Origin of the sequence: Kitasatospora sp. NPDC059599 (assembly GCF_042735125.1) — a bacterium.
GTDB lineage: Bacteria > Actinomycetota > Actinomycetes > Streptomycetales > Streptomycetaceae > Kitasatospora.
The window spans coordinates 1-26,803 of record NZ_JBHWCL010000021.1 but is presented as its reverse complement, the minus strand read 5'-3'; the positions used below and the strand labels follow the sequence as shown (position 1 = coordinate 26,803).

The 26,803-nt window shown below is 72.4% G+C and carries 25 protein-coding genes; 7 read left to right on the top strand and 18 right to left on the bottom strand.

Translation table 11 applies throughout. From position 1 onward, the window contains the following. Positions 1–51: 51 nt before the first annotated feature. The gene (locus tag ACFV04_RS10785; RefSeq protein ID WP_380528331.1) at positions 52–762 is read left to right on the top strand and encodes a DUF6193 family natural product biosynthesis protein; all 711 of its coding nucleotides are present in this window, start codon (positions 52–54) and stop codon (positions 760–762) included. 172 nt (positions 763–934) lie between these two features. On the opposite strand, the gene ACFV04_RS10780 is transcribed toward ACFV04_RS10785, so the two are convergent. Then, positions 935–1,885: a DUF4236 domain-containing protein gene (locus ACFV04_RS10780; RefSeq protein WP_380334563.1), complete on the bottom strand. Its 951-nt coding sequence runs from the start codon at positions 1,883–1,885 to the stop codon at positions 935–937. 307 nt (positions 1,886–2,192) lie between these two features. Continuing rightward, entirely contained in the window at positions 2,193–3,071 is an 879-nt protein-coding gene (locus ACFV04_RS10775) for a carboxymuconolactone decarboxylase family protein (protein WP_380528329.1), read from the bottom strand. 134 nt (positions 3,072–3,205) lie between these two features. Here ACFV04_RS10775 and ACFV04_RS10770 point away from each other — a divergent pair, with 134 nt between their 5' ends. Further along, on the top strand, positions 3,206–3,787 hold the full coding sequence (locus tag ACFV04_RS10770) for a TetR/AcrR family transcriptional regulator (protein WP_380334557.1): 582 nt from the start codon (positions 3,206–3,208) through the stop codon (positions 3,785–3,787). Positions 3,788–4,108: 321 nt separating this feature from the next. Here the strand turns inward: ACFV04_RS10770 and ACFV04_RS10765 are convergent, their stop codons facing one another. Continuing rightward, positions 4,109–5,209, bottom strand: coding sequence for a GlxA family transcriptional regulator (locus tag ACFV04_RS10765; RefSeq protein WP_380334554.1), 1,101 nt, complete (start codon positions 5,207–5,209; stop codon positions 4,109–4,111). A 124-nt stretch (positions 5,210–5,333) separates the two neighbouring features. Between ACFV04_RS10765 and ACFV04_RS10760 the strand changes: the two genes are divergently transcribed. Together ACFV04_RS10760 and ACFV04_RS10755 are read left to right on the top strand one after the other, a co-directional pair. Continuing rightward, entirely contained in the window at positions 5,334–6,257 is a 924-nt protein-coding gene (locus ACFV04_RS10760; RefSeq protein ID WP_380528326.1) for an NADP-dependent oxidoreductase, read from the top strand. Positions 6,258–6,662: 405 nt separating this feature from the next. Continuing rightward, the gene (locus ACFV04_RS10755) at positions 6,663–7,301 is read left to right on the top strand and encodes a gamma carbonic anhydrase family protein (RefSeq protein ID WP_380528324.1); all 639 of its coding nucleotides are present in this window, start codon (positions 6,663–6,665) and stop codon (positions 7,299–7,301) included. A gap of 246 nt (positions 7,302–7,547) precedes the next feature. Here ACFV04_RS10755 and ACFV04_RS10750 read toward each other — a convergent pair whose 3' ends face one another. The 3 genes from ACFV04_RS10750 to ACFV04_RS10740 all read right to left on the bottom strand — a co-directional run bounded on the left by ACFV04_RS10750 (position 7,548) and on the right by ACFV04_RS10740 (position 12,542). Beyond that, the gene (locus ACFV04_RS10750; protein ID WP_380528323.1) at positions 7,548–9,380 is read right to left on the bottom strand and encodes a glycoside hydrolase family 15 protein; all 1,833 of its coding nucleotides are present in this window, start codon (positions 9,378–9,380) and stop codon (positions 7,548–7,550) included. Positions 9,381–9,693: 313 nt separating this feature from the next. After that, the gene (pstS, locus tag ACFV04_RS10745; protein ID WP_380528322.1) at positions 9,694–10,818 is read right to left on the bottom strand and encodes a phosphate ABC transporter substrate-binding protein PstS; all 1,125 of its coding nucleotides are present in this window, start codon (positions 10,816–10,818) and stop codon (positions 9,694–9,696) included. A 314-nt stretch (positions 10,819–11,132) separates the two neighbouring features. Next, complete coding sequence (locus tag ACFV04_RS10740) at positions 11,133–12,542, bottom strand: APC family permease (protein WP_380528406.1); 1,410 nt, start codon at positions 12,540–12,542, stop codon at positions 11,133–11,135. A gap of 400 nt (positions 12,543–12,942) precedes the next feature. On the opposite strand from ACFV04_RS10740, the gene ACFV04_RS10735 reads away from it, so the two are divergent. Continuing rightward, positions 12,943–14,460 carry an MFS transporter gene (locus ACFV04_RS10735; protein ID WP_380528321.1) on the top strand — a complete coding sequence of 506 codons (1,518 nt, stop codon included), beginning with the start codon at positions 12,943–12,945 and terminating at the stop codon, positions 14,458–14,460. 12 nt (positions 14,461–14,472) lie between these two features. Here ACFV04_RS10735 and ACFV04_RS10730 read toward each other — a convergent pair whose 3' ends face one another. The 8 genes from ACFV04_RS10730 to ACFV04_RS10695 all read right to left on the bottom strand — a co-directional run bounded on the left by ACFV04_RS10730 (position 14,473) and on the right by ACFV04_RS10695 (position 20,859). Further along, entirely contained in the window at positions 14,473–15,495 is a 1,023-nt protein-coding gene (locus ACFV04_RS10730) for a chitinase (RefSeq protein WP_380528319.1), read from the bottom strand. A 259-nt stretch (positions 15,496–15,754) separates the two neighbouring features. Next, positions 15,755–16,336 carry a TetR/AcrR family transcriptional regulator gene (locus tag ACFV04_RS10725; RefSeq protein ID WP_380528317.1) on the bottom strand — a complete coding sequence of 194 codons (582 nt, stop codon included), beginning with the start codon at positions 16,334–16,336 and terminating at the stop codon, positions 15,755–15,757. Continuing rightward, the gene (locus ACFV04_RS10720; RefSeq protein WP_360256407.1) at positions 16,333–16,695 is read right to left on the bottom strand and encodes a DUF1304 domain-containing protein; all 363 of its coding nucleotides are present in this window, start codon (positions 16,693–16,695) and stop codon (positions 16,333–16,335) included. Before ACFV04_RS10720 ends, ACFV04_RS10725 begins: the two co-directional genes overlap by 4 nt. A gap of 374 nt (positions 16,696–17,069) precedes the next feature. Then, positions 17,070–17,624, bottom strand: coding sequence for a hypothetical protein (locus ACFV04_RS10715; RefSeq protein WP_380528315.1), 555 nt, complete (start codon positions 17,622–17,624; stop codon positions 17,070–17,072). A gap of 211 nt (positions 17,625–17,835) precedes the next feature. Further along, entirely contained in the window at positions 17,836–18,876 is a 1,041-nt protein-coding gene (locus ACFV04_RS10710) for an SMI1/KNR4 family protein (protein WP_380528313.1), read from the bottom strand. A 99-nt stretch (positions 18,877–18,975) separates the two neighbouring features. Next, positions 18,976–19,668 carry a hypothetical protein gene (locus ACFV04_RS10705; protein ID WP_380528311.1) on the bottom strand — a complete coding sequence of 231 codons (693 nt, stop codon included), beginning with the start codon at positions 19,666–19,668 and terminating at the stop codon, positions 18,976–18,978. A gap of 166 nt (positions 19,669–19,834) precedes the next feature. Further along, complete coding sequence (locus ACFV04_RS10700; protein ID WP_380528309.1) at positions 19,835–20,035, bottom strand: DUF397 domain-containing protein; 201 nt, start codon at positions 20,033–20,035, stop codon at positions 19,835–19,837. Next, positions 20,032–20,859: a Scr1 family TA system antitoxin-like transcriptional regulator gene (locus tag ACFV04_RS10695; protein ID WP_380528307.1), complete on the bottom strand. Its 828-nt coding sequence runs from the start codon at positions 20,857–20,859 to the stop codon at positions 20,032–20,034. The genes ACFV04_RS10700 and ACFV04_RS10695 overlap by 4 nt, the downstream gene beginning before the upstream one ends. Positions 20,860–20,960: 101 nt before the next feature. Between ACFV04_RS10695 and ACFV04_RS10690 the strand changes: the two genes are divergently transcribed. Both ACFV04_RS10690 and ACFV04_RS10685 read left to right on the top strand, forming a co-directional pair. Continuing rightward, on the top strand, positions 20,961–21,314 hold the full coding sequence (locus tag ACFV04_RS10690) for a hypothetical protein (protein WP_380528305.1): 354 nt from the start codon (positions 20,961–20,963) through the stop codon (positions 21,312–21,314). Further along, positions 21,311–21,511 carry a hypothetical protein gene (locus ACFV04_RS10685; RefSeq protein WP_380528304.1) on the top strand — a complete coding sequence of 67 codons (201 nt, stop codon included), beginning with the start codon at positions 21,311–21,313 and terminating at the stop codon, positions 21,509–21,511. The genes ACFV04_RS10690 and ACFV04_RS10685 overlap by 4 nt, the downstream gene beginning before the upstream one ends. A gap of 185 nt (positions 21,512–21,696) precedes the next feature. Here ACFV04_RS10685 and ACFV04_RS10680 read toward each other — a convergent pair whose 3' ends face one another. The 4 genes from ACFV04_RS10680 to ACFV04_RS10665 all read right to left on the bottom strand — a co-directional run bounded on the left by ACFV04_RS10680 (position 21,697) and on the right by ACFV04_RS10665 (position 26,319). Beyond that, positions 21,697–22,545: an NAD(P)H-binding protein gene (locus ACFV04_RS10680; RefSeq protein ID WP_380528302.1), complete on the bottom strand. Its 849-nt coding sequence runs from the start codon at positions 22,543–22,545 to the stop codon at positions 21,697–21,699. A gap of 120 nt (positions 22,546–22,665) precedes the next feature. Then, complete coding sequence (locus ACFV04_RS10675) at positions 22,666–24,279, bottom strand: MDR family MFS transporter (protein ID WP_380528300.1); 1,614 nt, start codon at positions 24,277–24,279, stop codon at positions 22,666–22,668. A 382-nt stretch (positions 24,280–24,661) separates the two neighbouring features. Continuing rightward, positions 24,662–25,693 carry a CU044_5270 family protein gene (locus ACFV04_RS10670; RefSeq protein ID WP_380528298.1) on the bottom strand — a complete coding sequence of 344 codons (1,032 nt, stop codon included), beginning with the start codon at positions 25,691–25,693 and terminating at the stop codon, positions 24,662–24,664. Next, on the bottom strand, positions 25,690–26,319 hold the full coding sequence (locus ACFV04_RS10665; RefSeq protein WP_380528296.1) for an RNA polymerase sigma factor: 630 nt from the start codon (positions 26,317–26,319) through the stop codon (positions 25,690–25,692). Before ACFV04_RS10665 ends, ACFV04_RS10670 begins: the two co-directional genes overlap by 4 nt. Positions 26,320–26,803 lie beyond the last annotated feature (484 nt).

The window sequence follows — 26,803 nt, the reverse complement described above, 5'->3', positions numbered from 1 at the left end:
TGGCACCTGATCGACTGGGACCGTCGATGCGCTCGGCGGCATACTGGCGGGATGAGCTTCGGGGTGGGGTCCGGCGAGAGTAACTGGGGCGGCGGGGTGCTCCAGGAGACGTTGGGGCGTGTGGCGGAGGGCCTCGGGGTCGTCCTGCCTGAGCCGGACGGGCAGTGGAGCGGCATAGCGGTGTACGTCGACGCGGGGCTCGGCCGGCGGGTGTCGGTGCGTCCGGCTGACGAGCAGCGGCGTGCCTTCTGGGTGTATCTCCAGAGCAACGGCCGGCGCCTGGCCTGCGGGTGGACCGCCGATCCGGCCGAGGCGGTCAGGGCGGCAGCGGCCTGGATCGGCGGAGCGGGGCTCGAGGAGACCAAGGAGCAGGCTCCGTGCATCGAGTTCCGCCCTTGGGCCCTCGCGCACGAGCGGGAGCCGCTCGGTGCTGTCGAGTTGGCGTGGTGCCTCAAGCTCGACGGCATCCACATGCCGCCGATGAACCGGTTCCCGCGCGTGCATGCGCTGTCGGCGGCCGCGTACACCCAGCCGGTGCTCCGCCAACTGATGCCGGTGACCAGCCACTTCAACCTCTGGTTCTCCACCAGTACCACGGCGCGATGGAATACGACACGGGTCGGGTACATGATCTGGCCGCACGATGAGGGGTTCTACGGGGTACGGAACCGGAGCGAGTTGCTCGCGCGCTTCGAGACGCCGGAGGAGGCCGTCGCCTTCGTGGTCTCCGTCCTGCCGGAGGGGATCGGGCCGGCGCGTTGAAGCGTTGTTCGAGCGGTAGCGGCAGCGACCCTGTTCGTTGCCACGTCCGGCTGCACCTGGCCCCAGCGCTCTTGATCGCCAGGACACCGCCTAGCCGAGGGCGCCGGACTCCCTCGCCACGAATGCGGGCAACGGCTGTGAAGCCCACCCCGCCGACGGTCGAGCCAGCCGCCTACCCAGGCAGGAGAATCGCGTAGTCGCGGATTCGTGCGGCCGCCCCCTCCTCGATCCGGGCGAAGACGACCACTTCGTCCAGCGAGCTGAACGATCCCAGTTCCTGACGGGCTGCCACGATCTGTTCGGCCGAGGTCAGCTCTATGGAGCACGCGTCGGCAATGGTGTGGGCTGGTGCGTTGTTGAGATCGACGAGGCCGCCATCGTCGTACTGGCGCGACAGGTCCGGACGTCCGATACGGAGGTCATGGGCGAGAACGGGATCGCTCTGCGCAAGGGTGCGAGCTTCGTTCCGCCGCGCGCGAGCGGCGAGGTGCGCTGCGACGACCGGATCAGCTGCTGCGGGGTGGGCAGGCCGTGCCGGTCCAGTACCAAGGCCGTAAACCTCCCGGCGGAGCGGGACCAGTTGGAAGCAGGCGGTCGCCATCAGAGCCACTGCCAGGATCGCGAAGATCGCGCTCAGCACATGGCCGGCTGTACCGACTGCGTGCCCTTGCGCGTCCTTCGGAGTGATCGAGGAGAGGACAACCAGCGCTGCGGCGACGGCCGCATAGGTTCCTGCCCGAAGCCGAAGGCCCTTACGGCCCAGTCGGGCCGCTGCGTGCGCGAAAGGTATCGCGCTGAACAGGCCGACTGATAGAAGCACGATCACGAAGTACCACGCGCCGGGACGCCACCTTCTGCGCTCGCGACCGGCTGCTGGGCCGACGGGCATCGCGACGTCGGAGGTGGTGGCCGTGGCTGCCATGTTCCGCTGCCGCTCGTGGCCGGTGCTGGTAGCGGTGTGATGCAGACCCGCCCCGGGTGCGGAGATGGTGGTCCGGACGTGCTCGTCGGCTCGCTCGGCGACGCGGAAGCCCTTCGCACCAGCCGAACAGCCGACTCCCGACTTGGAGGCTGTGGCTCGAATCGGGCCCGCCTTGAAGCTCTTGCGGTAGGAGAAGCCCATGAACCGGCGCCCTTCTGATGTTCCGTCGGGGGCGCCAGCTTTCCAGGTCCGACCGGCTGGATGGCGCGCTGTTGCCGACTTGTGATGGTCTTCCCGCCCGAGTGCCGACTGGCTGCGGTCTTGGCGGCCCGGGCCGCTGAGCTGTCCGGGCCTTCTGCCGACAGACAGTACGAGGTTCGAACTCGTGAGGGGTTGCCGCCGAGGCGCTTTCCCCCCCTCGCATGTCCCGCGCCCACCCGTACGGACGTCCCGCTCCTCCCCCGCCCGGTGTGCGTCCCACTGGCTCGGCTCACTTCCTCGTCCCGGTCTACGCGCCCGCCCGGCCCGTCGCGTCGCGGTCGGCGAACACCTCGCGGGCCGCGGCGATCCCGTTGAGCGCGGCCGGGAAGCCCGCGTAGACGGCCATCTGGACGATCGTCTCGATCGCCTCCTCCCGGGTGCCGCCGACGTTGAGCAGCCCGTGCAGGTGGACCCGCAGCTGCGGGTGGGCCGTGCCGAGCGCGGTGCAGGCGGCCACGGTGGCCAGCTCGCGGCTCTTCAGGTCGAGAGCGGGGCGGGCGTAGACGTCGGCGAAGGCGAAGTCGACGATGTGGTCGGCCAGGACGGGGGCGATGTCCGCCAGCGACGCGACCACGCGCTCCCCGGCCTCCCGGTCGACCCGGTCGAACACCGCGAGACCGCGCTCGTGCCGCTCCCCCAGGGTCTGCGCGGCGTCGGCGTCGCTGCGCGCGGGAGTGAAGTCGAGTTCCGGGCGGGCGGCGAAGGCGGCCTTGGCCACGGCCATGCCGTTGAGCGCCGCCGGGAAGCCCGCGTAGACCGCCATGTGGAGGACCGTCTCCACGATCTCGGCGGGCGCGACGCCCACGTTGAGGGCGCCGTCGATGTGGAAGCGCAGCTGCGGCGCCGCGGTGCCCAGCGCGGTCAGGGCGGCGACGTTGATCAGCTGCCGTTGGGGGAGGGTGAGGCCGGGCCGGGCGTACACGTCGCCGTAGCCGAACTCGACGGTCAGCCGGGCGAGGTCCGGGGCGATGCCGTCGAGCGCGTCCAGCACGGCCGGGCCTCCGGGGCCGGCGACCTCGCGCAGGAGGGACAGCCCCCGCGCGTAGCGGTCGGCGGACGCGGACGAAACCGAGGACGTGGACGAGGAAGCGGACGGAGACGGGGACGAGGACGGGGAAGCGGTCATGGCGGGCTCCTTGGTGAGGCTCGTGAATCACCGAGCGGCGTTACGAAACGTTTCGTAACGCCAACGAGGCTAGGACGGCCCGACCCCCTTGTCAAAACGAAACGTAACGTCACGCCTGGGCTAGACTTCCCGCCATGACCCCGCAGCCGAACCCCGAGCGCCGGAGCGAACGAGCCCGCCGCGCCATCCTCGACGCCGTCTTCGAAGTCGCCGGGGCCAAGGGATACGGCAGGACCACCATCGAGGCCATCGCCGCGACCGCGGGCGTCGGCAAGCCGACCATCTACCGCTGGTGGCCGTCCAAGGGCGCGATCGCCCTGGACGCCGTCAACGACCGGATCGGCGACTCCATGGACTTCCCCGACACCGGGGACATCACCGCCGACCTCACCGCCCAGCTCACCGCCGTCGCCACCATGCTCACCGGCACCACCGGGACGCTCTACCGCGGCATCATCGCCGAGTCCCAGAGCGACCCCGCCCTCGCCGCCGCGATGCGCGCGACCTTCCTCGAACCGCGGATCGAGCGGTGCGTCCGCCGCCTCGACGCCGCGGTGGCCGCCGGACAGCTCCGCTCGGACCTGCCCACCCGCACGATGGTCGACGTCCTCTACGCGCCGGTCTACTACCGGGTCCTGCTCGGCGCCGGACCCGAGGAGACCCTGCGCAGCCCCCTCCTGGTCGAGACCGTCCTGGAAGGCCTTCGGCCCGCCTGACACCCTTCGGCCCGCCCGGTGCCCGACACCGGACGGGCCGCCGCCGCAGGGCAGTCGGACGACTGCGCCGCAGCGGAGTCAGGTTCGGGCGGGCCGGGCGCGGACCGCTCCACGAACACGCCCCACGCCCACGCCTCACGCCCCACGCCCCCACGCCCCATCAGGTCGGCAACGGTCAGGACGTGCCGTTGGTGACGGCTGTCGCCAGGGCGCTGTCGTACCCGGCGATCGCGAAGCATCCGCGACCCGTGCGCGGGCGGTTCCCGGGCCTGCGCCGACCCGGGAACCGCGCACCTCCCGCGCCGCTTCGACGCCGCACGCTCAGCCGAGCGCGGCCTCGTGCGGGCTGAAGGTGCGGCGGTAGGCGGCCGGGGAGACGCCGAAGGCCGTCCGCATGTGCGCCCGCAGCGAGTTCGCGGAGCCGAAGCCGGCCCGGTGGGCGACCAGGTCGATCGACAGGTCGGTGGTCTCCAGCAACTGCTTGGCCAGTTCGAGGCGTTGCGCGGTGAGCCACTGCACCGGGGTCATGCCGGCCTCGTCGCGGAAGCGCCGGGTGAAGGAGCGCAGGCTCATCCGGGCGTGCTCGGCGAGCCGGGTGAGGGGCAGGTCCTCGCCGAGGTGTTCCAGGGCCCAGGCGCGGGTGGCGGTGGTGCTGGCGACGGTGGGTTCGGGGACCGGGCGGTCGATGTACTGGGCCTGTCCGCCGTCCCGCCAGGGCGGTACGACGCACATGCGGGCGGCCCGGTTGGCGACCGCGGCGCCGTGGTCGCGGCGGATCACGTGCAGGCACAGGTCGACGCCGGCGGCCACGCCGGCCGAGGTGAGGACGTCCCCGTCGTCGACGAAGAGGACCTCCTCGTCGAGCTTGACCATCGGGTAGGCCTTGCGGAACTCCGGGGCCAGGTTCCAGTGCGTGGTGGCCGGGCGGCCGTCGAGGAGTCCGGCCGCGGCGAGCACGTAGGAACCGGAGCAGATGGACACCAGGCGGGTGCCGGGCCGGATGCCGGCGATGGCGGCGCCGACCTCGGGGGGCAGCGGGCCGCCGCGGGCCAGGTCGGGCATGGCGTGCGTGGGCGGGACGATCACGGTGTCCGCCGCGGCCATCGCCTCGGGCCCGGCGGCCGGCTGCACGGTGAAGCCGGCGTCGCTGAGGACGGGCGCGCCGTCGGCGGTGCAGACGACGACCTCGTAGAGCGGGCGGCCCTCGGCGTCCAGCGCGCTGCCGAAGACCCGGGAGGGGATCCCGAGCTCGAAGGGCGGGACACCGGGCAGGGCGAGCACCGCGATCCGGTGGCGCCGGGGCGGCGCTCCGGCCGGCCGCTGCCGGCCGTCCGCGCTTCCCGCCTCCGCCGCGGCCCTCACCTGCGCCTTCACCGTCACCTTCGCCGCCGCCTGCTGCCCCTCCGCCGTCACGATGCCCATGGCCAGATCCTGGCACATAGTGGCCAGACGGCCAACACCACGGCGGACCGGGGTGCCGGATCGTGGACCGCGTCGCCAGAGCCCGGCGGCACACGGAGAGCAACGAAGAACGAGGCAGGACAGCATGCGCGCGGTGGTCGTGGAGCAGTGGGGCGGACCCGAGAACCTGGTCGAGCGGGAGGTCGAGCGCCCCGAACCGGGGCTGGGCGAGGTCCTGGTGCGTGTGCACGCCGCCGGCGTGAACCCGGTGGACTGGAAGACCCGGGCCGGCGGCGCCCTCATCGAGTGGGGCGACGTGCCGGCGGTCGGCTGGGACGTGTCCGGCACCGTCGAGGCCGTCGGGCCGGGCGTGGGCCTGTTCCGCCCCGGCGACGAGGTCTTCGGGATGCCGCTGTTCCCGCGCCAGGCGGGTGCCTACGCCGAGTACGCGGTGGCGCCGGCCCGCCACCTCGCCCGCAAGCCCGCCGCCCTCACCCACGTGGAGGCCGCGGCACTGCCGCTGGCCGCGCTGACCGCCTGGCAGGCCCTGGTGGACACCGCGGACGTCCGCCCCGGGGAGCGGGTGCTGGTGCACGCGGCGGCCGGCGGGGTCGGCCACTTCGCCGTCCAGATCGCCAAGGCCCGCGGCGCGTACGTCATCGGCACCGCCAGCGCCGGGAAGCACGACCTGCTGCGCGAGCTGGGCGCGGACGAGGTCGTCGACTACCGGACGGTGCGCTTCGAGGACGCCGTGTCCGACGTCGACGTCGTGCTCGACGGGATCGGCGGCGAGACCGCGAAGCGCTCCCTGGACGTGCTCCGGCCCGGCGGCCGCCTCGTCACCCTGCCCGGGCCGGACGACCTGCCCGCCGCCCCGGACGGGGTGCGCGCTGTGTGGGTCCTGGTCGAGCCGGACCACCTCGGCCTGCGCGAGATCGCGGCCCTCGCCGAGCGCGGCGCGCTGAGGCCCGTGGTGGAGACGGTCCTCCCGCTGGAGCAGGCCGCGAAGGCCCACGAACTCGGCGAACAGGGCCGCACCACCGGCAAGATCGTCCTGACCGTCGCCTGACCCACCGTCGCCTGCGGGTGGTGGGCCGCCGCACCACCCGCAGGCGCGCGCCGGAGCCCTCGGACGAAGAAGGCGTCCGCGTCGGGCACGTCCGGGAGGTACGTCTCGGACGTGCCGATCCGCCCGTCCCGCACGAAGCAGACCGTGGCGCGTCAGCGGCGAGCAGCCAGCGGAACGGCTCCCGGTCGGCGGTGCCCGGGACGGTGCGGAACTGCTCCGCGAGCGCGGCCGCAGTGCTACTGGCTCCGGCGCTCGCCTCGGTGGTGGTGCCGTGTCGGTCGTGGTGCCGTGTCGGTCGTGGTGCCGGTCCCGGCGTCCCGGGGTCGGCAGGGCTGGGCGGGGCGCCCGAACGACGTGTCCGAAATCCGCCAGCCGCTCGCCCGGCGGTCCGCGACAATCCCGCCTGTGAACACGAACTCGCAGGGCATCCGGATCCGGCACCGCGGCGCCGCCCCCCAGGTCCACCCGACCGCCTACGTCGCACCGACCGCCACGCTCGTCGGCGACGTCCGGATCGGCCCCCGCGCACGGGTGATGTACGGCGCCGTGCTCGACGCGGAAGGCTCGCACATCGAGGTCGGCGAGGCGACGGTCGTGTGCGAGAACGCGGTCCTGCGCGCCTCCGCCGTCGCCGCCGACCAGCCGGTCGAACTCGCCGACCACGTGTTCGTCGGCCCGCACGCGACCCTGCTGGGCTGCACCGTACAGCGCTGCGCCTACCTGGCCACCTCCGCCAACGTCCTGCAGGAGGCCCGGGTGGGCGCCGGCACGGTCGTCGCCGTCGCGGGGCTCGTCCACGCCCGGACGGTACTCCCGGACGAGTTCTTCGTCCCCCCGTACACCCTGGCCATCGGCGACCCGGTCCGGCTGCTGGCCCCCGGGGACCCGGACGTGCCGCAGGCCATCGGCCGGCTCGGCTTCGCCGAAGTGGCCTTCGGCGTCGGCCCCTCCGACGGCGACCGCCTGGCCCGCTACGAACGCATCGCCGAGGTCCGGGTGAACGAGTTCGCCGCACACCTGGAGGACCGGCCCGCTTCCGACTGACGGGTCGTCAACAGGCTTTCCCGGCAGGAGCATTCGGCCTACGGGTCCGGTTCCTCCCGTGCGCGATCACGAGGAGCGTGCGGGCGGAGTCCGGCCGGCCCCGCGGCGGGGCCATGGCCGGAGCGCCGGGGCACTGGCTCAGCCGAGGGCGCGGGCTCAGCCGAGGGCGCGGGCTCACCCGAGGGCGCGGGCTCAACCGAGGGCACGGGCTCAACCGAGGCCGCGGACGTAACCGAGGACGCGGGCTCAACCGAGGGCCCGGTCGAGGTTGAAGGCAGCGCTGATCAGCGAGAGGTGGGTGAACGCCTGCGGGAAGTTGCCGAGTTGTTCGCCGGTCCGGCCGATCTCCTCGGCGTAGAGGCCGAGGTGGTTGCCGTAGGTGAGCATCTTCTCGAAGGCCAGCCGGGCCTCCTCCAGGCGTCCGGCGCGGGTGAGCGCCTCGACGTACCAGAAGGAGCAGATCGAGAACGTGCCCTCGGTGCCGTGCAGGCCGTCCGGGCTGGCCTCCGGGTCGTAGCGGTAGACGAGCGAGTCGGAGACCAGGTCCGCGGTGAGCGCGTCCAGGGTGGAGAGCCACTTGGGGTCGGTGGGCGAGACGAACTTGGCCATCGGCATCATCAGCACGGACGCGTCGAGCACGTCGTCGCCGAGCCCTTGGACGAAGGCCCCGCGCTCGGCCGACCAGCCCTGTCGCATGATCTGCCGGTAGATCGCGTCCCGGCTCCGCTGCCAGCGCGCGAGGTCGGCCGGCAGGCCGCGGCGGTTGGCGATCCGGACGGCACGTTCGATCGCCACCCAGCACATCAGGCGCGAGTAGACGAAGTCCTTCCGGCCGCCCCGGGTCTCCCAGACGCCCTCGTCGGGCTGGTCCCAGTGGTCGCAGAGCCAGTCCACCACGGCGCCGACCTCGTCCCAGTGGGCACTGCTGATGGGCTGCCCCCACTTGTCGTACAGGTACACGGAGTCGATCAGCGCCCCGTAGATGTCCAGCTGGAGCTGGCCGGTGGCCGCGTTCCCCACTCGTACCGGGGCGGACCCAAGGTAGCCCTCGAAGTGGGACAGCTCGCGTTCGGGCAGGTCAGTGCGGCCGTCGATGCCGTACATGATCTGCAGCGGTCCGGTCGTGCCCCCGCCGCGCATGATCCCCCGCTCGGAGACGAAGTTCATGAAGGCCTCGGCCTCCGAGGTGAAGCCCAGGCGCAGCATGGCGTAGACGCAGAAGGCGGCGTCGCGGATCCACACGTACCGGTAGTCCCAGTTGCGCTCCCCGCCGACGCGCTCGGGGAGGCTGGTCGTCGGCGCGGCCACGATCGCCCCGGTCGGCGCGTAGGTGAGCAGTTTCAGCACCAGTGCGGAGCGGTGCACCATCTCCCGCCACCGGCCGCGGTAGCGGGAGCGGCCCAGCCACTGGCGCCAGAACCGGACGGTCGCCTCGGCCTGTGCCTGCGCCTCGGCGCGCGGGCAGGCCCTCGGGTGGACGTCGTCGGTGATCCGGTCGAGGGCGAACACCACGGACTCGCCTTCGAGGAGTTTGACGTGCGACCACACGTCCGTGCCGTCGGTGTCGAGCGGCGCGGTGGAGGTCAGCGCCAGGGAGAGCGACGGGGATTCGAAGACCGCCTCGTTCGCCTGCATGCCGACGGTGTGCGGTTCGGTCCCGTAGGCGAAGCGGGGGGCTATCCGCGCCCTGAACGGGAGGACGCCGCGGACGCACACGACCCGCCGGATCAGCCGGTGCCTGGACGCCTCGCGCGACTCGTCGACGACCGGCATGAAGTCCTGGATCTCCGCGACGCCGTCGGCGGCGTAGAACCGCGTGATCAGCACGTTGGTGTCGGGGAAGTAGAACTGGCGGGTACGGGCCGGCACCTCGGCGGTCAGCTCGAACGATCCGCCCTTGTCGGCGTCGAGGATGGACGCGAACACGCTCGGTGCGTCGAAGCGCGGGCAGCAGTACCAGTCGATGGTGCCGTCGGTCCCGACCAGCGCGGCGGTGCGCAGGTCGCCGATCAGGCCGTGTTCGGAGATCGGCGGATAGCGTGCGCCGTCCACCGGACCGAATCCGTTCCCGGACTCCATGCGGGCCTCCCTGCCGTGTCGCCGTGGGCGGGTGCGGGGATCGAGCAGACCTCGCCTCTCATGGTAGGTCGCTCCCGGGTGTTCCCGGAGGTCGAGCCGTCGCCCGCAGGCACCGCACGGGCACCGCACGGGGAGGGCACGGGGAGTGCGCGGGGAGGGCGCGGTCGGCGTCGGTCACGCAGTGTCCTCGTCGCCGCCGCTCGGGCCTCCGGCTGCTCGCCGGCCCGGACGTGCGGCACCGCCCCGGCGGTGCCGGAGCGGTGCAGGGGCGGTGCGGGACAGCAGTTCTGGGCGGCGGTGCGGGGCGGCGGGGTCAGGAGAGCTGGGAGACGGCCGACTTGACCTTGGTGGTGATCTCCGCGGGCAGCGGGACGTACCCCGTCGCGCCGATCGCCTGCTGGGCGGCGTCGCTGGAGGTGTAGGTCAGGAAGGACTTCAGGGCGGGCAGGCTGGCGGCCTTGTTGCCCTTGTCGCAGACGATCTCGTAGGTGACCAGGACGATCGGGTACGCGCCCTCGTCCTTGGTCGCGTAGTCGAGGTTCAGGGCCAGGTCGCTGCCCGTCCCGGCGAACTGGGCCTTGGCGAAGGTGGTGGCCGCGTTGGCGGCGGTGGCGTCGACCGGCTGGGAGGCGCCGGTGTTGACCGCCGCGCTCTTCAGGTTGTTGGTCTGGGCGTAGGACAGCTCCACGTAGCCGATGGAGTTCTCGACCTGCTTGACCTGCGCCGAGACGCCGGCGCTGCCGTTGGCCGACTGGCCGCCGTTGGCCGCCCAGGTCTTGCTCGGCGGGTACGGCCAGGCACCGTTCGACGCGGCGGCGAGGTAGGCCGTCAGGTTCGCGGTCGTGCCGGAGTCGTCGGAGCGGTGGAAGGCCTGGATCGGGGTGTCGGGCAGTGTGACGCCGGGGTTGAGCGCGGTGATCGCCGGGTCGTTCCACTTGGTGATCTGCGCGTCGAAGATCTTGGCGATGGTCGGCCCGTCGAGGACGAGCTTGTCCACGCCGGGCACGTTGAAGACGATCGAGACGAGGCCGGCCACCATCGGCAGGTCGATGCCCTGGCCTCCGGGGCACACCTGCTTCGAGGCGTCGACCTCGGCCGGCTTCAGGGCGGCGTCGGACCCGGCGAAGGCCACCTTGCCCTCGTTGAACTGCTGCACGCCGGCGCCCGAGCCGCCTCCGCTGTAGTTGACCATGATGCTCGGGCAGGCGGCGCCGAAGGTGTTCTTCCAGAGGTCGATCGCGTTCGCCTGCGCCGTCGAACCGGCGCCGAGGAGCTGGCCCGATCCGTTGCACGCGATCGACGCGCTGCTCCCCGGGGAGGTGGAGGCGGCGGTGGGGGTGGAGGGATCCGATCCGCACGCCGTGACCGAGGTCAGGACGGCTGCCGCGGCGGCGGCTGCGAGGGCGGAACGGCGGGGGAAGGTGGCCCGTCGGGGCATGCGAGGTCTCCTGGACGACGGTCGGCGGCGGACGCGGCCATCATGGGGGCCGGGACCGCCGCATCCGACCACGACATGCCGCCCGGCCCGTGCCGCGCGACGAAGTACCCGTACAGGCTCACCCGCCCGCCCGGGCCGCCCGCAGGGCCCCGCCCCGCCCCGCCCCGCCCGGGACCGCGCCCGGGCGGGCAGGGCGCGCCGTCCGCACCCGGTCCGGGCGTCAGCGCCTCGACGCCCCGGACGAGTTGGTTGTCCTGCCTGCGCCACGTGGGGGAAGTACGCGGCGAGGAGGGCGAGTTGACTCCCGGGGGCCCTCAGGGGCCGGCGAGGGCGTCGGCCTCCCGGACCTGCTGGGCCTCCAGGTACTCCTCGCGGATCTCCTTCGGCCCGAACGGCCAGGCGCCCTCGGCCTTCGACCAGACGAGGTAGGCGAGGCCGCCGAGGGCGACCCAGGCCAGCGACCACTCGATCGGGTGGACGCCCTCGTTGGCCTTGTCCGCGTAGCCGTAGATGACCAGCCAGCCGATGGCGGCGACGATGCTCGGCAGCGGGTAGAGCACCATCTTGTACGGGCGGGCGAGGTGCGGCTGGCGTTTGCGGAGCACCGTGACGGCGGCGATCTGGGCGAGCGCCTGGACGATCACCATGACGCTGGTCAGCAGGGCGATCAGGATGCTCAGCGGCGGGTGCGCGGAGGTGTCGCCGATGTGCCGCGCGAACAGGAAGCCGGCGGCGGTGATCGCGACCATGGCGACCAGGCCGAGCACGGGGAAGCCGTGCCGGGGGTGCAGTCTGCCGAAGGAGCGGAAGAACATCCCGTCGCGGGCGGCGTCGTACGGCACCCGGGAGCCGCCGAGCAGGCCCGCGAGGACGGAGGCGAAGGCGGTGACCAGGATGAGCACCGTCACGGTGTCGGCGGCGCCCCTGCCCCAGGTCTTCTCCAGCACCGCGGAGGCGACGGACTTCGAGGCCACGTTGTCCGGGTCCAGCATGTCCCGCCAGTCGATCACGCCGAGGACGCCGACCTGCATCAGCAGGTAGACGGCCATGATGGCGGTGATCGAGTGGATGATCGCCCGGGGCATGACCCGGCCCGGGTTCCTGATCTCGGCGCCCAGGTAGGAGGCGGTGTTGTAGCCCAGGTAGTCGTAGATGCCGATGGTCAGACCGGCGGCGAAGCCGGTCCAGAACGCGCCGTGGGTGAGTTCGACGGCGTGGGCGGGCCAGGTGAAGGCCAGCGAGGGGTGGAAGCCGGTGAAGGAGGCCAGGATCACCGCGCCGACGGAGACGATCATCACGACCCACATCACGACGGTGATCGCGCCGATGTCCTCGACCGTGCGCCACAGCAGCACCAGGACGAGGGCGAGCACGGCGACGCCGACAACGTCGCCCTGGACGGTCGTCATGCCCGGCCACAGGTAGGCGAGGTACTGCACCAGGCCCTGCACGCCGGTCGACATGATCAGCGGGATGAAGAGCATCGCCGTCCAGACGAACAGGAACGGCATCAGCCGCCCGGTGCGGTACTGGAAGGCTTCGCGCAGATAGACGTAGGTGCCGCCGGCGCCGGGCAGCGAGGCGCCCAGTTCGGCCCAGACCAGGCCGTCGACGAGGGCGAGCAGCGCGCCGGCCAGCCAGCCGATGACGGCCTGCGGGCCGCCGAAGGCGGCGACCATCAGCGGGATCGTGACGAACGGCCCGATGCCGCACATCTGGCTCATGTTGATCGCGGTGGCCTGGAAGAGGCCGATTCTCCGGGTGAGGCCTGAGTCCACGGGTGGCTCCAGAGGTGGGGGACGGAGCGGGGGATGGAGCAGGGAGCGGAGCAGGGGGGCGGGGAGGTCGCGGGGAGGTCGGGAAGGTCGCGGGGAGGTCGGGAAGGTCGCGGGATCAAGTTAAGGAACGTTACTTAACTCGTCAAGAGAGCGCGGAACTCCCGCGGAACTCCCGCCGGAACCGGCACCCCGGATGCCGGAGGTCTCGACCGGACGGGGCCTCCGGGGGCGCGCCCGGTCGTGTCGGCCCGGGTCCGGGCCGCAGCCGCGCATACGGTCGACGCCACACCGCCGCCGACCGCGGTCGGCGTGCCCCCGTATCCCCCGTCGAAGGAGACCGGCAGCCGTGCAACGCAAGTGGTGGACGCTGATCGCCGTGTCGGTCGCGACGTTCATGCTGCTTCTCGACATCACGGTGGTCAACGTCGCCCTGCCGTCCATCCGCAGGGACCTGGGCGCGAGCTTCACCGACCTGCAGTGGGTGTTCGACGCCTACGCCCTCTCGCTGGCCGCCCTGGTCCTGACCGCCGGTTCGCTGGCCGACCGGCTCGGGCGGCGCAGGGCCTTCGCCGCGGGGCTGGTGATCTTCTCCTTCGCCTCGCTGCTCTGCGCGCTGGCGCCGAACCCGGTCTTCCTCAACGTCTCCCGCGCGGTGCAGGGGGTGGGCGGTGCGGTGATGTTCGCGGTCTCGCTCGCCCTGGTCGCGCAGGAGTTCCCGCCCGGCCGCGAGCGCGGCACCGCGATGGGCGTCTACGGGGCGACGATCGGGATGGCCGTCGCCGTCGGACCGCTGATCGGCGGGGCGCTCACCGACTCGCTGGGCTGGGAGTGGATCTTCTACCTCAACGTGCCGATCGGGGCCGCCGCCCTGGTCGTCACCTACCTCAAGCTGGCGGAGAGCCGCGACCCGAACGCCACCCGGATCGACTGGGCCGGGGTCGCGGCCTTCAGCACCGGGCTGTTCCTGCTCGTCCTCGCCCTGGTGCGGGGCAACACCGAGGGCTGGGGCAGCCCGCTGATCGTGGGGCTGTTCATCGGCGCGGCCGCCCTGCTGACCGTCTTCGTCCTGGTCGAACGCCGCGTGCCGGAGCCGATGCTGCCGCTCGGGCTGTTCCGCCGGCACGCGTTCACCGGCGTGCAGCTGGCCGCGTTCGCGGTGTCCAGCTCGCTGTTCGCGCTCTTCCTCTACCTGACGCTCTACCTGCAGAACTACCTCGGGCTCTCCCCGTTCGCGGCGGGTGTGCGCTACCTGCCGATCACGGTGCTCAGCTTCTTCGTCGCACCGGTCGCCGGGATCATGCTCTCCCGGGCGCCGGCCCGGCTGATGCTCTTCGTCGGCCTCATCGCCGTCGGCGCGGGCATGCTGCTGATGGGCGGCATCAAGCCCGACGACACCTGGACCGGCCTGCTGGCCGGGTTCCTGGTCGGCGGCGCGGGCATCGGCCTGATCAACCCGGTGATCGCCGACGTCGCGGTGAGCGTGGTGCCCAAGGAGAAGAGCGGCATGGCGGCGGGCATCAACGACACCTTCCGGCAGGTCGGCATCGCGGTCGGCATCGCCGTCTGGGGGGCGATCTTCGTCGCCCGGGGCTCCCACACGGTCCGCGAGGTCGCGGCGGGCACCCCGATCGCCGCGGGCGCCCGCCCGCGCGAGCTGATCGAGGCCGCCTCCGACGGCAGCCTCCCGCAGGCGGTCGCCGCGCTCCCCGAACCGGCCCGGGCGGTGGCCGTGGCCGCCGCCCGGGCCGGCTTCCTGGACGGCCTCAACCTGGTGCTGCTGCTCGGCGGGCTGGTCAGCCTGGTGGGCGCCGTCCTCGCGCTCTGGCTGGTCCGGGAGCACCAGATCGACCGTCAGGAGCCCTGAGGCCGACGCGCCTCAGCCCCGGTACTGGACGACGATCCTGGTGAACTCGTACGGGGACTGCGCGACTCCGCTGCAGGCGTCGGCGTCCGTACCGGAGCCGCAGGCGCGGTCCCGGTTGACGGCCCAGAAGGCGAAGCGGGCGAGGTGGTGCTGCTTCGCGTACCCGAGGATGGTGCGGAAGTCGCCGGTGGTGACGGTCTCCCCCGCCTCGTCGGTCTTCCCGTTCATCGAGGAGACGCCGATGTGCCGGTACGCCGCGTCGTCGGTGTAGCCGTACGCGCTCTTGACCGCCGCCTTCAGCCCGTCCAGCGCGCTGACCGTCGCCTGGCCCATGCTGCCGCTGTGGCCGCCGAAGTCGAAGGGCATGATCACCCAGCCGTCGTTCGCCAGGCCCGCGGCCGCGCCCCGCTTGATGAGGTCCTTGCCGTTGGCGTCCGGGCCGGTGGGCGTGGTGCCCAGGGTGACGTAGGTGACGATGCCGGGGTTCTTCGTCTTGACGATCTTCAGCGCGTCGACCACCCGCTGACGGACCGTCGCGTTGCCGAACTCGGTGTTCTCGATGTCGATGTCGAGCGCCTTCAGCTTGTAGGCGTCGATCACCTTCTGGTACGCACCGGCCAGCGCGCCCGCGCTGGAACACTTCTCGCCGAGCTTGTTCCCGCTCCACCCCCCGACCGAGACCACGACGTCCCCGTCGGCCGCCCGGATCGACTTGATCGCGGCCTCGTCGGAACCGCCGGACAGCGCCCGGCTGCCGTCCCACGCCGGATTGCAGCCACCGTCGGACAGGACGAACGCCAGGGTGAACCACGTGACCCCGGCCGCCTTCATCACGTCGGTCGGCTTCTGCGGGTTGCCCCAACCCAGGTACTCGTACGGCGCGGCGGCCATCCCGGGCACGGCCGCCGCGGCGGGCGCCGCCGTCGCGGAGGCCACGGGGGCCAGCAGGAGCGCGGCGGGCCCGAGGGCGGCGGCCAGCAGCGGGGCGGTGAGACGGACTCCGACTGTCGGGCGGACTCCGGTGGTCTTGCGCATGCCAACTCACTTTCGTCGATCCAGCGGGACGGTGACGGCAGGTCAGGGAGGCGCGAACGCCCGCGCGGACGGCGGCGGCCGGCCCGCGACGGGTGTCTCACAGGATCGGGGGCGGCGGGCTCCCCGGTCAACGATTTTCGTTAGGAAAGTTTCCCAATAGCGCCCGCCTCCGCCGCAGCGGCCCGCCCGGCCCGCTGCGGCACGCGCGTCCCGTCGCCCGGAGGCGCCGGCCCGGAGGTGTCGCCTGACGCCCGGACCTTCAGAGCTGCGGCGTGCGGTGGAGCGAGATCAGCAGTCGCCAGACCTGGTGCGCGATCCGCTCCGGAGCCGCCTCGATCCGGCCGTGCAGCCAGTCCGCGAGCACCCCGGTGAAGGTGCCCGCCACGGCGGCAGCCACCAGATCGGGCTCCGGTGCCCCGGCCAGGGCCCGCTCGGTGCGGCTGCGCTCGCGCAGGTCACGGGTGAGCACCAGGCCCAGCGGGCCGCCACCGCCCGGCGCCAGCAGGGCACGGTAGAGGGCTGCATGCGGGGCCAGTTCGGCGAAGAACCCGGTCAGCGCGGGCGGCGGGACCGCAGGATCGGGCACTCCGCGCCAGGCGTGCAGCGCGTCCACGGCCGCGCGGACCACGTCCGCGCAGGCGTCCACCGCCAGCGCCTCCAGGTCGGCGTAGTGCACGTAGAAGGTGGCCCGGCCGACCCCTGCCCGGCGCACCAGCGCGGCGACGTTGACCTCGGCCAGCGGGCGTTCCGCGCACTCCTCCAGCAGCGCTTGGCGCAGCGCGGCCCGGGTGCGCTCGGTCCGGGGATCCTGGGCGGCCCGGGGATCCTGGGCGGCGCTCATCCGGCGAGCAGGACGGCGCCGAGCGCGAGCGCGCCGGGCAGCGCCTGGGCCGCCAGGATGCGGCGGTTCGCGGTGGCGCCGCCGTACAGGCCGGCCACGACCACGCAGACCAGGAAGAAGAGCTGTGCCTGGTGGCCGGTCGAGCCCCCGGCGGCCAGGCCCCAGACGAGCCCGGCGGCGAGGAAGCCGTTGTAGAGGCCCTGGTTGGCGGCGAGCGGTGCGGTGGTGCGGGCGAGGGCGGCGTCGAAGCCGGACAGCTCCCGCCCCGGCCTGCGCTCCCACAGGAACATCTCCAGCACCAGGAAGTACCCGTGCAGGACGGCCACCAGGGCGACCAGGACATCGGCGGTCACGCGCATCATCGGCTCCAGACTTCATGGACAGGTGTCCAGAATAGCTGGACACCTGTCCATGAAGTCCAGCCCGGCGCGCAAGGTGGCCGAAACCCGCCCGGGACGCCTGCCACCCGCCCGATCAGCTGCGACCGGGAGGCGGGCGACAGAACAGGACACCGGAGCCGCGCACGCAGACCGCGACGCAGGTCCACCGGGCGCCGGAACCCGGCCGCACCCGGGACGACTGGCCGGCGCACGAGCACCGGGAGCGAGCCCCGGAACTCGCCGGCGAACAGGGCCGGATGGAACCGGTGCAGGCCCGGCCCGCACCCTGCCCCCGCCGACCGCACCGACCCCGCTGACCGCACCGACTGCGCCGACCCCGCCGGCCGGTCCGGTCAGCCGCTCCAGGACGTGGTCGAGGTGGTGGTCCCGGCCGGACCGCCCGAGCCGGTGACCCGGACGCCCGAGCCGCTCGTCCGCACACCCGGCGCCGTCGTACCACCCGGCCCACCGGCCGAGGTACGCGGCGCGGCCGAGCCCGCGGAGACCGCCGGGACGTGGTGCGCGGCGGTGGTCCGACGCGCGGCGGGGGCACGGGTCACGGCCGGGGACTCGTCGCCGCCCGGCACGACCCGCTCGATCCGCAGCACCAGGTTGCGGTCCTGACGATCGCCCGCCGTATCACGGTTGCGACTGTGCACGACCTGCGTCAGCACACCCCGGATCTCCTGCCAACGACCCTGCACCGCACGGATGTTGGGGCACCAGTCGCCCAAGTGGCGGTGCTCCAGGTCGAGCTGCCAGCTCTCCGCGTCGACGAGGTGGACGGCGCCGACCTCCCCGGCAAGCTCCACCGGCGCCGCGCCCCGGACCGTCACCACCGCCCGCTGCGGGAACCGCCCCTCCACCGCCGTCACCGTGATCCGGCTCGGCCCCTGGTACCAGGCCATCGCTGTCCTCCCGCATCCGTCCTCGGGCCGGTTGCCGCCCGGCCTCACCCCGTAGCACGGACGGCACCCCCTCCCGGGTTCGACCGGCCCCGCCCCGGACTGAACCCGGCACGCACCACGTCCGTTCAACGGGGCGACTCCCGGCCCGCACACCGCTGCGGCCGCCCGGGAGCCGGCCCTACGGGACACGCCGTCACCCTGTCCGGTACGGCTACCCGTCCTCCCCGGTCACGGCGGCCAGTTCGTGGAGCAGTGCGGCGACGGCGGCGTCCGTGAAGCGGTAGCCGTCGTCGCCGGTCCCGACGAGGCGGCCCGAGGCGGTACGGGAGTTCCACCACTCTTCGAGGAATGCGGAGGCGTACCCGCCGGTGCGGAAGCCGTACGGCTCGGCCGCGGGGCCGAAGCCGGCGACCATGAGCGGGAACCTCGGCCGCGCGTAGGACCGCTCGTCCTGCGGGGGCAACCCGAGGTACCAGGCAAGGGCGTCGACCCGGTTGAAGCTGGTGAACAGCCAGAACAGGTAGTCGTACATGAGCATCGAGCGCGGGTCGGCGTGCAGGGAGAAGTGCCCCTTGTCGTGCACGACCGCCTCGGCGAGTGCCCGCAGCCGCCGGTCCGCGTCGGGCAGCACGTCCGCGACCTCGCGGAACGCCCGCAGCAGGACCGGGGAGAAGCTGCCGTCGCGCACCGTGGCCAGGGCGGCAAGCCGGTCCTGCTCCGAGGTGTCGTAGACGGACTCGTCGACCAGGCCCGTGACGAACGCCTCGAAGTTCTCGGCGAGCAGGGTGATCGCGAAGTCGTTCTCCTGGTCGACGTGCACCACCGTCGGCTCACCGTGCCGGCCGCACGCGCGGTAGTCGAGGGCGAGCATGTCGTGGCCCGCCGACGGGGTGTCGGCGAAGTAGACACCGATGTCGGGGTACCCCCAGATGTCGATCCAGAACAGGCTGCCGAACTCGCCGCCGAGCGACTGCGGCCGCACCCGCCCGATGCCCCGGATGCCGGTGATCTCGACGTAATCCTCGGCCAAGGAGTTCGGCTCGGCCAGGGGGAAGCAGGTGCGGGTCGGAATGCCGCCGTTGTGCGCGGTCATCAGCGCGACGTAGGAGTCCGGCAGGCGGTACCCGCCGAGCTCGACCTCCAACGCCTCGACCGACTCCCGCGAGGGCGGCGCCTCCTCCACGTACGCCCTGAGCGCGTAGGCGGAATCGTCCCAGAACCCGGTCACGTCGAAGCCCTCGAAGTGTCCCACCGCACCCTCCCGTGCCCAGTCGTCCGGCGATTGTACGTTCGACTCCCGAACGTCCCGGACATCCCCGGCGACCTCGGCGACCTCGGCAACCTCGCAGGCTCAGCAGCCACCCCCGCCGGTCGAACCGCCGTGCCCGATCGCGCCCCACCAGCCGTCGCCCGCCGACCGCTTCGAGACCGGGGGCGGGGGCGGCGGCTCGGGGCGCTGCCGGTGGCGGACGTGCAGGTCCACCGTCACGGTCGGGGAGAGGGCCTCGTACAGCTCGCGGTGGAGTGCGGTGGCGTCGGTGTCCTGCGGCAGGGACTGCTGGGGGAGTTCGCCGCGCCCCAGCACCACGGTCACCGTGACGGTGACGGACCTCGGACGCGGGTCGCCGTCGTACGGCTCCTCGATGGAGTGGTCGATCAGGATCCGACGCACCTCGGTGATCGGCATCGGCCGGTCTGCCCGGGCACCCCGGACGAGGACGACCGTGGCCGGCCCGGTGCAGGGCGAGAAGCGAAGCCGGTGCACGTGACGGAAGATCGCACGGACCAGCAGCACCCACCCGACGACCGCGCCCGCCCCACCGAGGATCCCGGCCGCCGCCCACACCGGGCCCCACCCGGTGCCGGCGAACAGCATGACGACGTAGAGGGGGAGGGAGACGAACACGCTGAGCAGGAACAGCACCGGCACCGCGATCCCGGCCTGGAGCGAAGCCGTGAGAGCGTACCGGAGCGAGCCGCCCCGCTCCGCGAGAACCAGGTCGAGCACGTCCGGGTTCGAACGGTCCATCAGAACTCGCTGCATGAAGCAACGGTAGAAGCGTGCGGAGCGCCGCGGAAGTACGTGCAGGACGATCGCTTCGAACGGACAGGAAGGCGGGGCCCTGACCACCGTACGTGTTCACAACGGTCGCCGCCCGCAACGACGCACACCGCCCCGGCCACCCGGCCGGGGCGGTGCATTCCTCTGTTCAGACGGCGCCGAACTCCCCATCGAGGACGGCCGAAACGAAGGCCGACCAGGCACCGACCGGGAAGACCAGCACCGGCCCCTCGGGATCCTTCGAGTCCCGAACCGGCACCCGCCCGGGGATGTCGGACGAGACTTCGATGCAGTTCCCGCCGTTGCTGCTGTAACTGGATTTGAACCACGTGGGTTCCTTGGCGGTCACGGAAGTTCCTTCCTTAGCTGCCTGATCATGGCCACAGAGTCCGCCTGCGAGAGCGCAAGGGCCTGTAGCTGATAGTAGGACGCAAGGAGCGGCGGCACCGCACCGCTGTCCCGCTCCAGATGCCCCTGCTGTGCCGATTCGGCGTAGGACATCAGCGAGCGATCAGGAAGGGTGATGATGTTCACCGGAAGGTCGAATGCTCGCCGCTCGCCCATGGCATACGGAGCCACTTGGAGGACGGTGTGGGGCAGTTTGGCAAAGGCGACGAGCTCATCCAACTGGGCAGCCATGACGGCTGATCCGCCGACCGGGCGTCGGATGCAACTCTCGTCCAGGACAGCGTGAACCATTGGCGAGGGGTCACGACGCAGGGCTGCCTGCCTTCGCGAAAGGTATGCCACCCGTTCATCGGCCTGGTCCTGCGTAATGCTGTTTCGGAGCACCGCCCCCGCCGCAATGGCCCGCGCGTAGTCGGTGGTCTGAAGCAATCCGGGAACGATGCCGAGATCAAACAACCTCAGCTCCGCAGCCTTCGACTCCTGCACAACGTACTCCGGAAAGCCTGCGAGGAGTGCCGTCTCCTTGACGTCGAGGGCTTTGCGAGTGAAGACCCGCTCCCATCCAAACGCCTTGTCAAGCTCTCGCACAAGACGCGAAGTTGGAGATCGTCGGCCAGTTTCAACGGCAGAGACGTGCGTGGCAGAGTAGCCGATGATGCTTGCAAGATCGTCCTGCCGCCACCCTCGCGCCTCTCGTGAACTGCGCAGAAAGGCGCCGAACTCTGCGCTGGGCGAGGAATCGGGGTCCAGCTCAACCTTGTTCATGGGCGTTCTCCGAGCACGTCTGACAGGTTGAAGGGATCCCAAGCCTAGAGGACAGTTGGCGCTCCCGGTAGTCGTTTCACTACGGAGAGGAGTGGGCGTTGATGCTGCGCCAGCCCCGAGTTGTGGGCTCCCCCAGGGCCATCGAGCGTTTCCCGGTGGTGATCTATCTCGCCAAGAAGAGTGTCGCCTTCCCCGAGGTGGAGATGCGGAGTTGTGAGGACTACGCGCTCGCCTTCGGGTGGGAGGTCTCCCTGACCGTCGTGGACGACGAGACGGACAAGTGCCCCGAGCAGCGCCCGCTGCTCCTGGCCGCCCTGCAGACGATCACGGACAGGACCGCCGGTGCGATCCTGATCGCGTCCAAGGCGACCGTCTCGCCCCTCGACGGCGAGTTCGACGCCTTCGCCCGGCACGTCGAGAAGGCCGGCGGGTTCGTCCAGGTGACCCGCCGGTGAGCGCCGAACCGACCCACCCGCCCAAGCGGTACGAGATCCGCCTGATCGACGCCAGGAGCCCGCACTTCTACATGCTGGAATGCTGGGCCCTCTGGGACCTCGACCACCACCGGTACGTCCGCATCCCGGGCTCCTCGGACCGGATCAGACGCTTCTACACCCTCGACTCCGCCGAGTCCCACCTCCGCTCCCTCTGATCCGCCCGGGGGAACACGTCGCCCTCCCTCGGTGCCGGGCTGGGGGGGGGGGGGGGGGCCCGCGCGGCCGCCCCCCCGCCCCCCCTGCTCACCCCCCGGGGGCACCTCGCCCCCCCCCGCGGGGGCGGGGGGGGCGGGCCCGGGCCGCCCCGCCCGCACCAGCCCCGTGCCGTGTGCGGATCGGCTCAGCCGAAGATGTGGATGTTCTCGTCGACCCAGGTGCGCAGGGGCAACGGCGCCGTGCCGGTGATCCGCTCGACGGAGTCGGAGACGTGCCAGTCCCAGGCAGCGGACTGCCGCTTGAGTTCGAGCAGGGCCGCGAGGCGCGGGCCGCCCCAGCCGAGGCGGTCGAACTCCGCCTGGGTCTCGGCGGCGGTGCGCTCGACGACGGCGACCTCCTGGCCGAGTACCTGGCCGATGATCTCGCCCTGCCGCTGCGGGCTGAGCGCCTCACCGCCGGTCAGGGTGTAGGCCCGGCCCTCGTGGCCGGAGCCGGTGAGCACCTCGGCCGCGACCGCGCCGATGTCGCGCGGGTGGATCATGGCGGAGACCGGGTCGCCCTCGGTCACGTACATGGTCCGCTCCTTGGCGATGGTGTCGGCGTAGCCGTGGAGGTAGACCATGAAGGTGCCGGGGCGCAGGACCGTCCAGCCGAGGCCGGACTCCCGGATGACCTGCTCGCCGGCACGGTGGCCGGAGGTGAGCGGGTCGGTGGCGCCGAAGCCGACGCCGCTGGTGGAGAGCTTGACCAGGTGCCGAACTCCGGCCTCGCGGGAGGCGGCGACGAGGGCGGCCTCCTGGACCGGGCCTTCGGGGCCGTAACCCGGCGGGACGACGAAGACCCGGTCGACGCCCGCGAGCGCCGCAGGCAGGGTCTCCGGCTTGTCGAAGTCCCCGGCGACGACCTCGACGCCGGTGGGGAAGGTCGCCTTCCCGGGCGACCGGGTCATGGCCCGCACCGGCACGCCGTCGGCGGCGAGCCGGGCGGTGAGTGCGCTGCCGACGTTGCCGGTGGCGCCAGTGATGAGGATCATGCGTGTGCTCCTTGTCAGGGGTGTGCCGCACGGTGGGCACCGGGCGGGGAGGCCACTCGTCGAGTGGCGTGTCAGGAAGTGCACCGGGCGGGTGCGTCAGGAAGTGCGCCGGGCGGTGCGTCAGGAGGTGCTGCGGGCGGGCGCGCCGGAGTCGGCGGACCGGGACCCTTCCGGCGCCGTCGGCTCGGTCGGCGCCGTCGGCTCGGTCGGCGCGGGTCGGCCGGCGAGCCTGATGTCCTTGAGGAACAGCGAGGCCACGAGTCCGATCAGGGCGATCGGGACGACCGCGTGGAAGACGACCCGCAGCGAGTCCGCGTAGACGCCCGCGAGTTCGAGCCGCAGCGGGGCGGGCAGCGTGCCGACGAACCGGGGCGACAGGGAGTCGTCCCGGTCGATGTGCACACCGGACCTGTCGAGGCGGTCGAGTCCGCTGCCGAGCCGGCCGGTCGTGACGGCCGCGAAGAACGAGACACCGAGCGCGGTGCCGAGCTGGCGCACGAGGGTCGCGGTGCCCTGGACGGCACCGATGTCCCGCACGCCGGCGGTGTTGCGGGCGGCGAGGGTGAGGGCCTGCGAGTTGAGGCCGCCGGCGGCACCGAACAGCAGCAGGTAGACGACGGCGAGCAGCGGAGGGGTCGAAGGCCCGGCCGTCGAGAACAGCACCGCGGTGACGGCGAAGACGGCCATGCTGAGCACCGGGAACCAGCGGTACGAGCCGGTGCGGCCGATGACCCTGGTGCTGACGTAGGAGGCCAGGACCACGGCGAGCATCATCGCGGTGAGGGCGAAGCCGGATTCCCGGACGTCGAGGGTGAGGACCGTCTGCAGCCACAGCACCAGGTAGTTGATCAGTCCGAGGCCGACGAAGCCGGAGACGAAGCCGATGACGACGACGGTGGCGAAGGTCCGGTCGGCGAACAGCCGCAGTGGAATCACCGGGTCGGTGGCGCGGCGCTGCGACAGGATGAAGAGCGCCGTGGCGATGACCGTTCCGGCGCCGAGGCCGACGGTGACCGGGGAGGTCCAGGCACGGTCGACGCCGGCCCGGCCGGTGAAGAGGTTGAGGCCGACGATCGCCAGGACGAGGAGGATCACTCCGCCGTAGTCGAGGTGTGCCTGCCGGCGGCGGGCGGGCAGGTCCAGAGCCGAGGAGAGGACCAGCAGGACGATCGCGCCGACGGGCAGGTTGACGAAGAACACCCAACGCCAGTCGGCGAGTTCGGTGAGGATGCCGCCGAGGGAGGGGCCGGTCAGCGAAGCGGCTCCGAAGGTGACGGAGAACCAGCCGTAGTACCGGGCGCCTTCACGCGGCGGGAACATCTCGCCGATGACCGCGAGCACGCAGATGAACAGGCCGCCGCTGCCGATGCCCTGGAGGACGCGGAAGGCGACGAGCTGACCCATCGTCTGTGCCAGTCCGCACAGGGCGGATCCGAGCAGGAACACGGCCATCGATGCCATGAGGACGCGCTTGCGTCCGAAGAGATCGCCGAGCTTGCCGGACACGGGCACGGCGGCGCTGCCACCGATGAGGTAACCGGTGGTGACCCAGGCGAACCGGTCGAGTCCGCCGAGGTCGCCGACCACGCGGGGCAGCACCGTGGCGACGATCTGGGTGTCGAGCAGGGAGAGGAAGACCGCGACCATCAGGGTCAGCACGACCACGTTGGTCCTGGCCGGGGAGGCGGGTGCGGCGGATGCGCCGACGGCAGGCTCGGAGGAGCGGGAGGACATGGGGAAGCCTTGTCATCGAGGAGCGGCGCCGCGGTGCGGCGCATCGCCCGAAGTGGGAGCACGCGTAACGAACTCGCTGAAGAACGCTGCTTGCTACGGCAGCGGAGATGGGGTGGTCGGATCCTGTGCCCGACTCCGGCCTTCATCGGCCCTCTCGACCGTCGATCAGTCCTCAACGGACGTGTCGATCGCGGTCCTTCGCAGATCGTTCGGCTTCTCGCCACTCCTTCCGTGTCGATGGCAGACGTCGCCGACGCTAGCGGAAGGCGCGCGAACGGCGCAACCCACATAAAGTCGCTGTGGCGGAACGCCGTGGCGCCCGATCCGGGTCACCACGGCGTCTTCCCGCGTCGAACGTACCGACCGTGCGTGCGTGCGGGGTTCAGCCCTTGGGGCTGTCGCCCGCGTGGTCGACGATGCCCGAGGCGAGGACGGCCGTGGCGTAGTCGTACCCCTTGCCGTTGCCGGCGCCCGGGGACGGGGTGCCGGTGGGCGGGAGGCCGTCCGGGCCGGCGGGCGGGAGGTCGGCGAGCAGCACCTCGCGCAGGCCGAGGAACGCGCCGGTGTCCTTGTCGAAGATCAGGGACACCCGCATGGTGCCGTTGGTGCCGACCACCGCGACGCCGTGTCGGCCGTTCGCGTCGGCCTCGTCCGCGACCACGGAGGTGCCGGGGATCTTCGCGGCCGCCTGCATGAGCGCGCCCGCGACGGCCGGTGGCGCCGAGACGTTCTGGAAGATCATCTGGATGTCCCCGAAGGCGATCTGGTTGCGCAGCTTCGGCGTCATCTGCATTCCCGCCACCGCGTTGGAGCGGTCGGCGGCGAGCAGCTGCTGCAGGAGCTGCTGCGGGTCCGTGGGCAGCCGGGAGACGAACTCGTAGGTCGGGACGTCGAAGCCGGCCGACCGGTGGGCCCCGGGCCGGTCCGACAGGGCGGCGTGCCAGGTGGTGCGTCCGTCGCCCATGGTCGGGTCCACGATCAGGCCCTCCGACCTGCCGTCGACCGAGAGCCACGACGAGCGCTCGTGCACGGGCTGGCGGGCGCCGTCCTGGATCTCCCGCGAGTACACGAACTGCGCGTTCCCGGCCGCGGGGGCCGGACGGCTCGCGACGGCCTTCGCAGCCCGGCTGAGCAGCCCGGCGGGATCGGTCGGCTCCGGCAGGGGTGTGCCCGTCGCCGGCGTCGGCGTCGCCGCCGAGGACGCCGGGGCCGCCGGTGCGGTGGCACCGTGGTGCCCGCCGGGGACGACCAGGGTGACGGCCGCCAGCGCGCCGACCGCCAGCGGGGCGGCGACCAGCCAGACCAGCCTCCTCCGCGGCCTCGGTGCCTTCGCGTCCATGGCGATCTCACGCATCAGGTGCTCCCTCAGAAGACGTCGGCGGTCGGCGGAGAGCGTCTCGTGCGGGTTGTTCATCGGATGTCCTCCTGCATCGACCGGGCGGCACCGAAGCCGCCACCCCGTACCTGTCCGACGGCGGGAGCCGGTTCCCGGCCCTCCGTCAGTTCGTCCTCCGCGAGCGAGCGCAGCCGGGCCCGGGCCCGGGAGAGGCGGGAGCGGACGGTGCCGACCGGCACCCCGAGGGCCTGCGCGGCCGACGCGTAGTCGAGCCCCACCCACACGCACAGCCGGAACACCTCGCGCTCGGACCGGCGCAGGCCGGGCAGGGCGCGGCGCACCGCGGCGAGTCGGTCGCCGTCGTCGATCCGGGAGACCAGCTCGTCGGCGAAGTCCGGGACGGGCTCCCGCTCGGCGAGGCGCGAGATCGCCGCCCGGTGCCGCCGGGCCGCCCGCGCGGTGTTGCGCAGCACGTTGGTGGCGATCCCGAACACCCAGGGCCGCAGGTCGTCGTCACCTTCGTGGAGCTTCCCGCGCAGCCGCCAGGCCTCCAGGAAGGTCAGCGACACCACGTCCTCGGCGGCCGCCCAGTCCCCCAGGGTGCGCAGCGCGTAGCCGTACACGGCCGGGGCGTGCTCGTCGAAGAGTTCGCCGAGCGCGTCCTGGTCCCCGGCGCGCAATCGCGCGCGTTGTGACAGTTCCATGTCCACCCCTGTCCGCTCGCCTCCCGGAGTTCCCTGTGAACCGGGTCACGTGACGTCGTGCCACCGAGGCGCACGATGCGGGCGGTGACGCGCGCCGCCCGCTGATGTCCGAACTCCTCGAACCGATCTTCCGGGTCACCTGCTTCTCCCGACGAGTCGGTCGCCGAGCTCGAACCCGTCACCGCGACGCCGGTGACCGGCACGGTCGCGGAGTCCCGTGCCGCGGGGTCGCGGTGACGGGCGGCGGCTGGCGGGAGGCGGCTGACGGGAGGACGGACAAGGTGAACAGCCGGACACCGGTCAGCGTCGTCGTCCTCGACCGGACCCCGCCGGGCCGGTGGCGCCGGCCCGGCCGCCGTGCGCCCCGAGTCCTCGCCCTGACGGGAACAACGTCCCGGCCACCGGCGACGTCTGCCCGACGGCCGGGCCGGGCCGGGCCCGATCCGCGTCGGAGCGCGCGGGCCCCGTCGGGGCTGTCGGGAGC

Excerpts from the sequence above, each read along its gene's own strand:
- ACFV04_RS10770 (WP_380334557.1), top strand. The coding sequence starts at position 3,206 with ATGACCCCGCAGCCGAACCCCGAGCGCCGGAGCGAACGAGCCCGCCGC.
- ACFV04_RS10665 (WP_380528296.1), bottom strand. The coding sequence starts at position 26,319 with ATGGAACTGTCACAACGCGCGCGATTGCGCGCCGGGGACCAGGACGCG.
- ACFV04_RS10775 (WP_380528329.1), bottom strand. The coding sequence starts at position 3,071 with ATGACCGCTTCCCCGTCCTCGTCCCCGTCTCCGTCCGCTTCCTCGTCC.
- ACFV04_RS10765 (WP_380334554.1), bottom strand. The coding sequence starts at position 5,209 with ATGGGCATCGTGACGGCGGAGGGGCAGCAGGCGGCGGCGAAGGTGACG.
- ACFV04_RS10780 (WP_380334563.1), bottom strand. The coding sequence starts at position 1,885 with ATGGGCTTCTCCTACCGCAAGAGCTTCAAGGCGGGCCCGATTCGAGCC.
- ACFV04_RS10725 (WP_380528317.1), bottom strand. The coding sequence starts at position 16,336 with ATGAGCGCCGCCCAGGATCCCCGGGCCGCCCAGGATCCCCGGACCGAG.
- ACFV04_RS10690 (WP_380528305.1), top strand. The coding sequence starts at position 20,961 with ATGCTGCGCCAGCCCCGAGTTGTGGGCTCCCCCAGGGCCATCGAGCGT.
- ACFV04_RS10720 (WP_360256407.1), bottom strand. The coding sequence starts at position 16,695 with ATGCGCGTGACCGCCGATGTCCTGGTCGCCCTGGTGGCCGTCCTGCAC.
- pstS (WP_380528322.1), bottom strand. The coding sequence starts at position 10,818 with ATGCCCCGACGGGCCACCTTCCCCCGCCGTTCCGCCCTCGCAGCCGCC.
- ACFV04_RS10760 (WP_380528326.1), top strand. The coding sequence starts at position 5,334 with ATGCGCGCGGTGGTCGTGGAGCAGTGGGGCGGACCCGAGAACCTGGTC.
- ACFV04_RS10680 (WP_380528302.1), bottom strand. The coding sequence starts at position 22,545 with ATGATCCTCATCACTGGCGCCACCGGCAACGTCGGCAGCGCACTCACC.
- ACFV04_RS10715 (WP_380528315.1), bottom strand. The coding sequence starts at position 17,624 with ATGGCCTGGTACCAGGGGCCGAGCCGGATCACGGTGACGGCGGTGGAG.
- ACFV04_RS10785 (WP_380528331.1), top strand. The coding sequence starts at position 52 with ATGAGCTTCGGGGTGGGGTCCGGCGAGAGTAACTGGGGCGGCGGGGTG.
- ACFV04_RS10730 (WP_380528319.1), bottom strand. The coding sequence starts at position 15,495 with ATGCGCAAGACCACCGGAGTCCGCCCGACAGTCGGAGTCCGTCTCACC.
- ACFV04_RS10675 (WP_380528300.1), bottom strand. The coding sequence starts at position 24,279 with ATGTCCTCCCGCTCCTCCGAGCCTGCCGTCGGCGCATCCGCCGCACCC.
- ACFV04_RS10750 (WP_380528323.1), bottom strand. The coding sequence starts at position 9,380 with ATGGAGTCCGGGAACGGATTCGGTCCGGTGGACGGCGCACGCTATCCG.
- ACFV04_RS10740 (WP_380528406.1), bottom strand. The coding sequence starts at position 12,542 with ATGAGCCAGATGTGCGGCATCGGGCCGTTCGTCACGATCCCGCTGATG.
- ACFV04_RS10705 (WP_380528311.1), bottom strand. The coding sequence starts at position 19,668 with ATGCAGCGAGTTCTGATGGACCGTTCGAACCCGGACGTGCTCGACCTG.
- ACFV04_RS10670 (WP_380528298.1), bottom strand. The coding sequence starts at position 25,693 with ATGAACAACCCGCACGAGACGCTCTCCGCCGACCGCCGACGTCTTCTG.
- ACFV04_RS10695 (WP_380528307.1), bottom strand. The coding sequence starts at position 20,859 with ATGAACAAGGTTGAGCTGGACCCCGATTCCTCGCCCAGCGCAGAGTTC.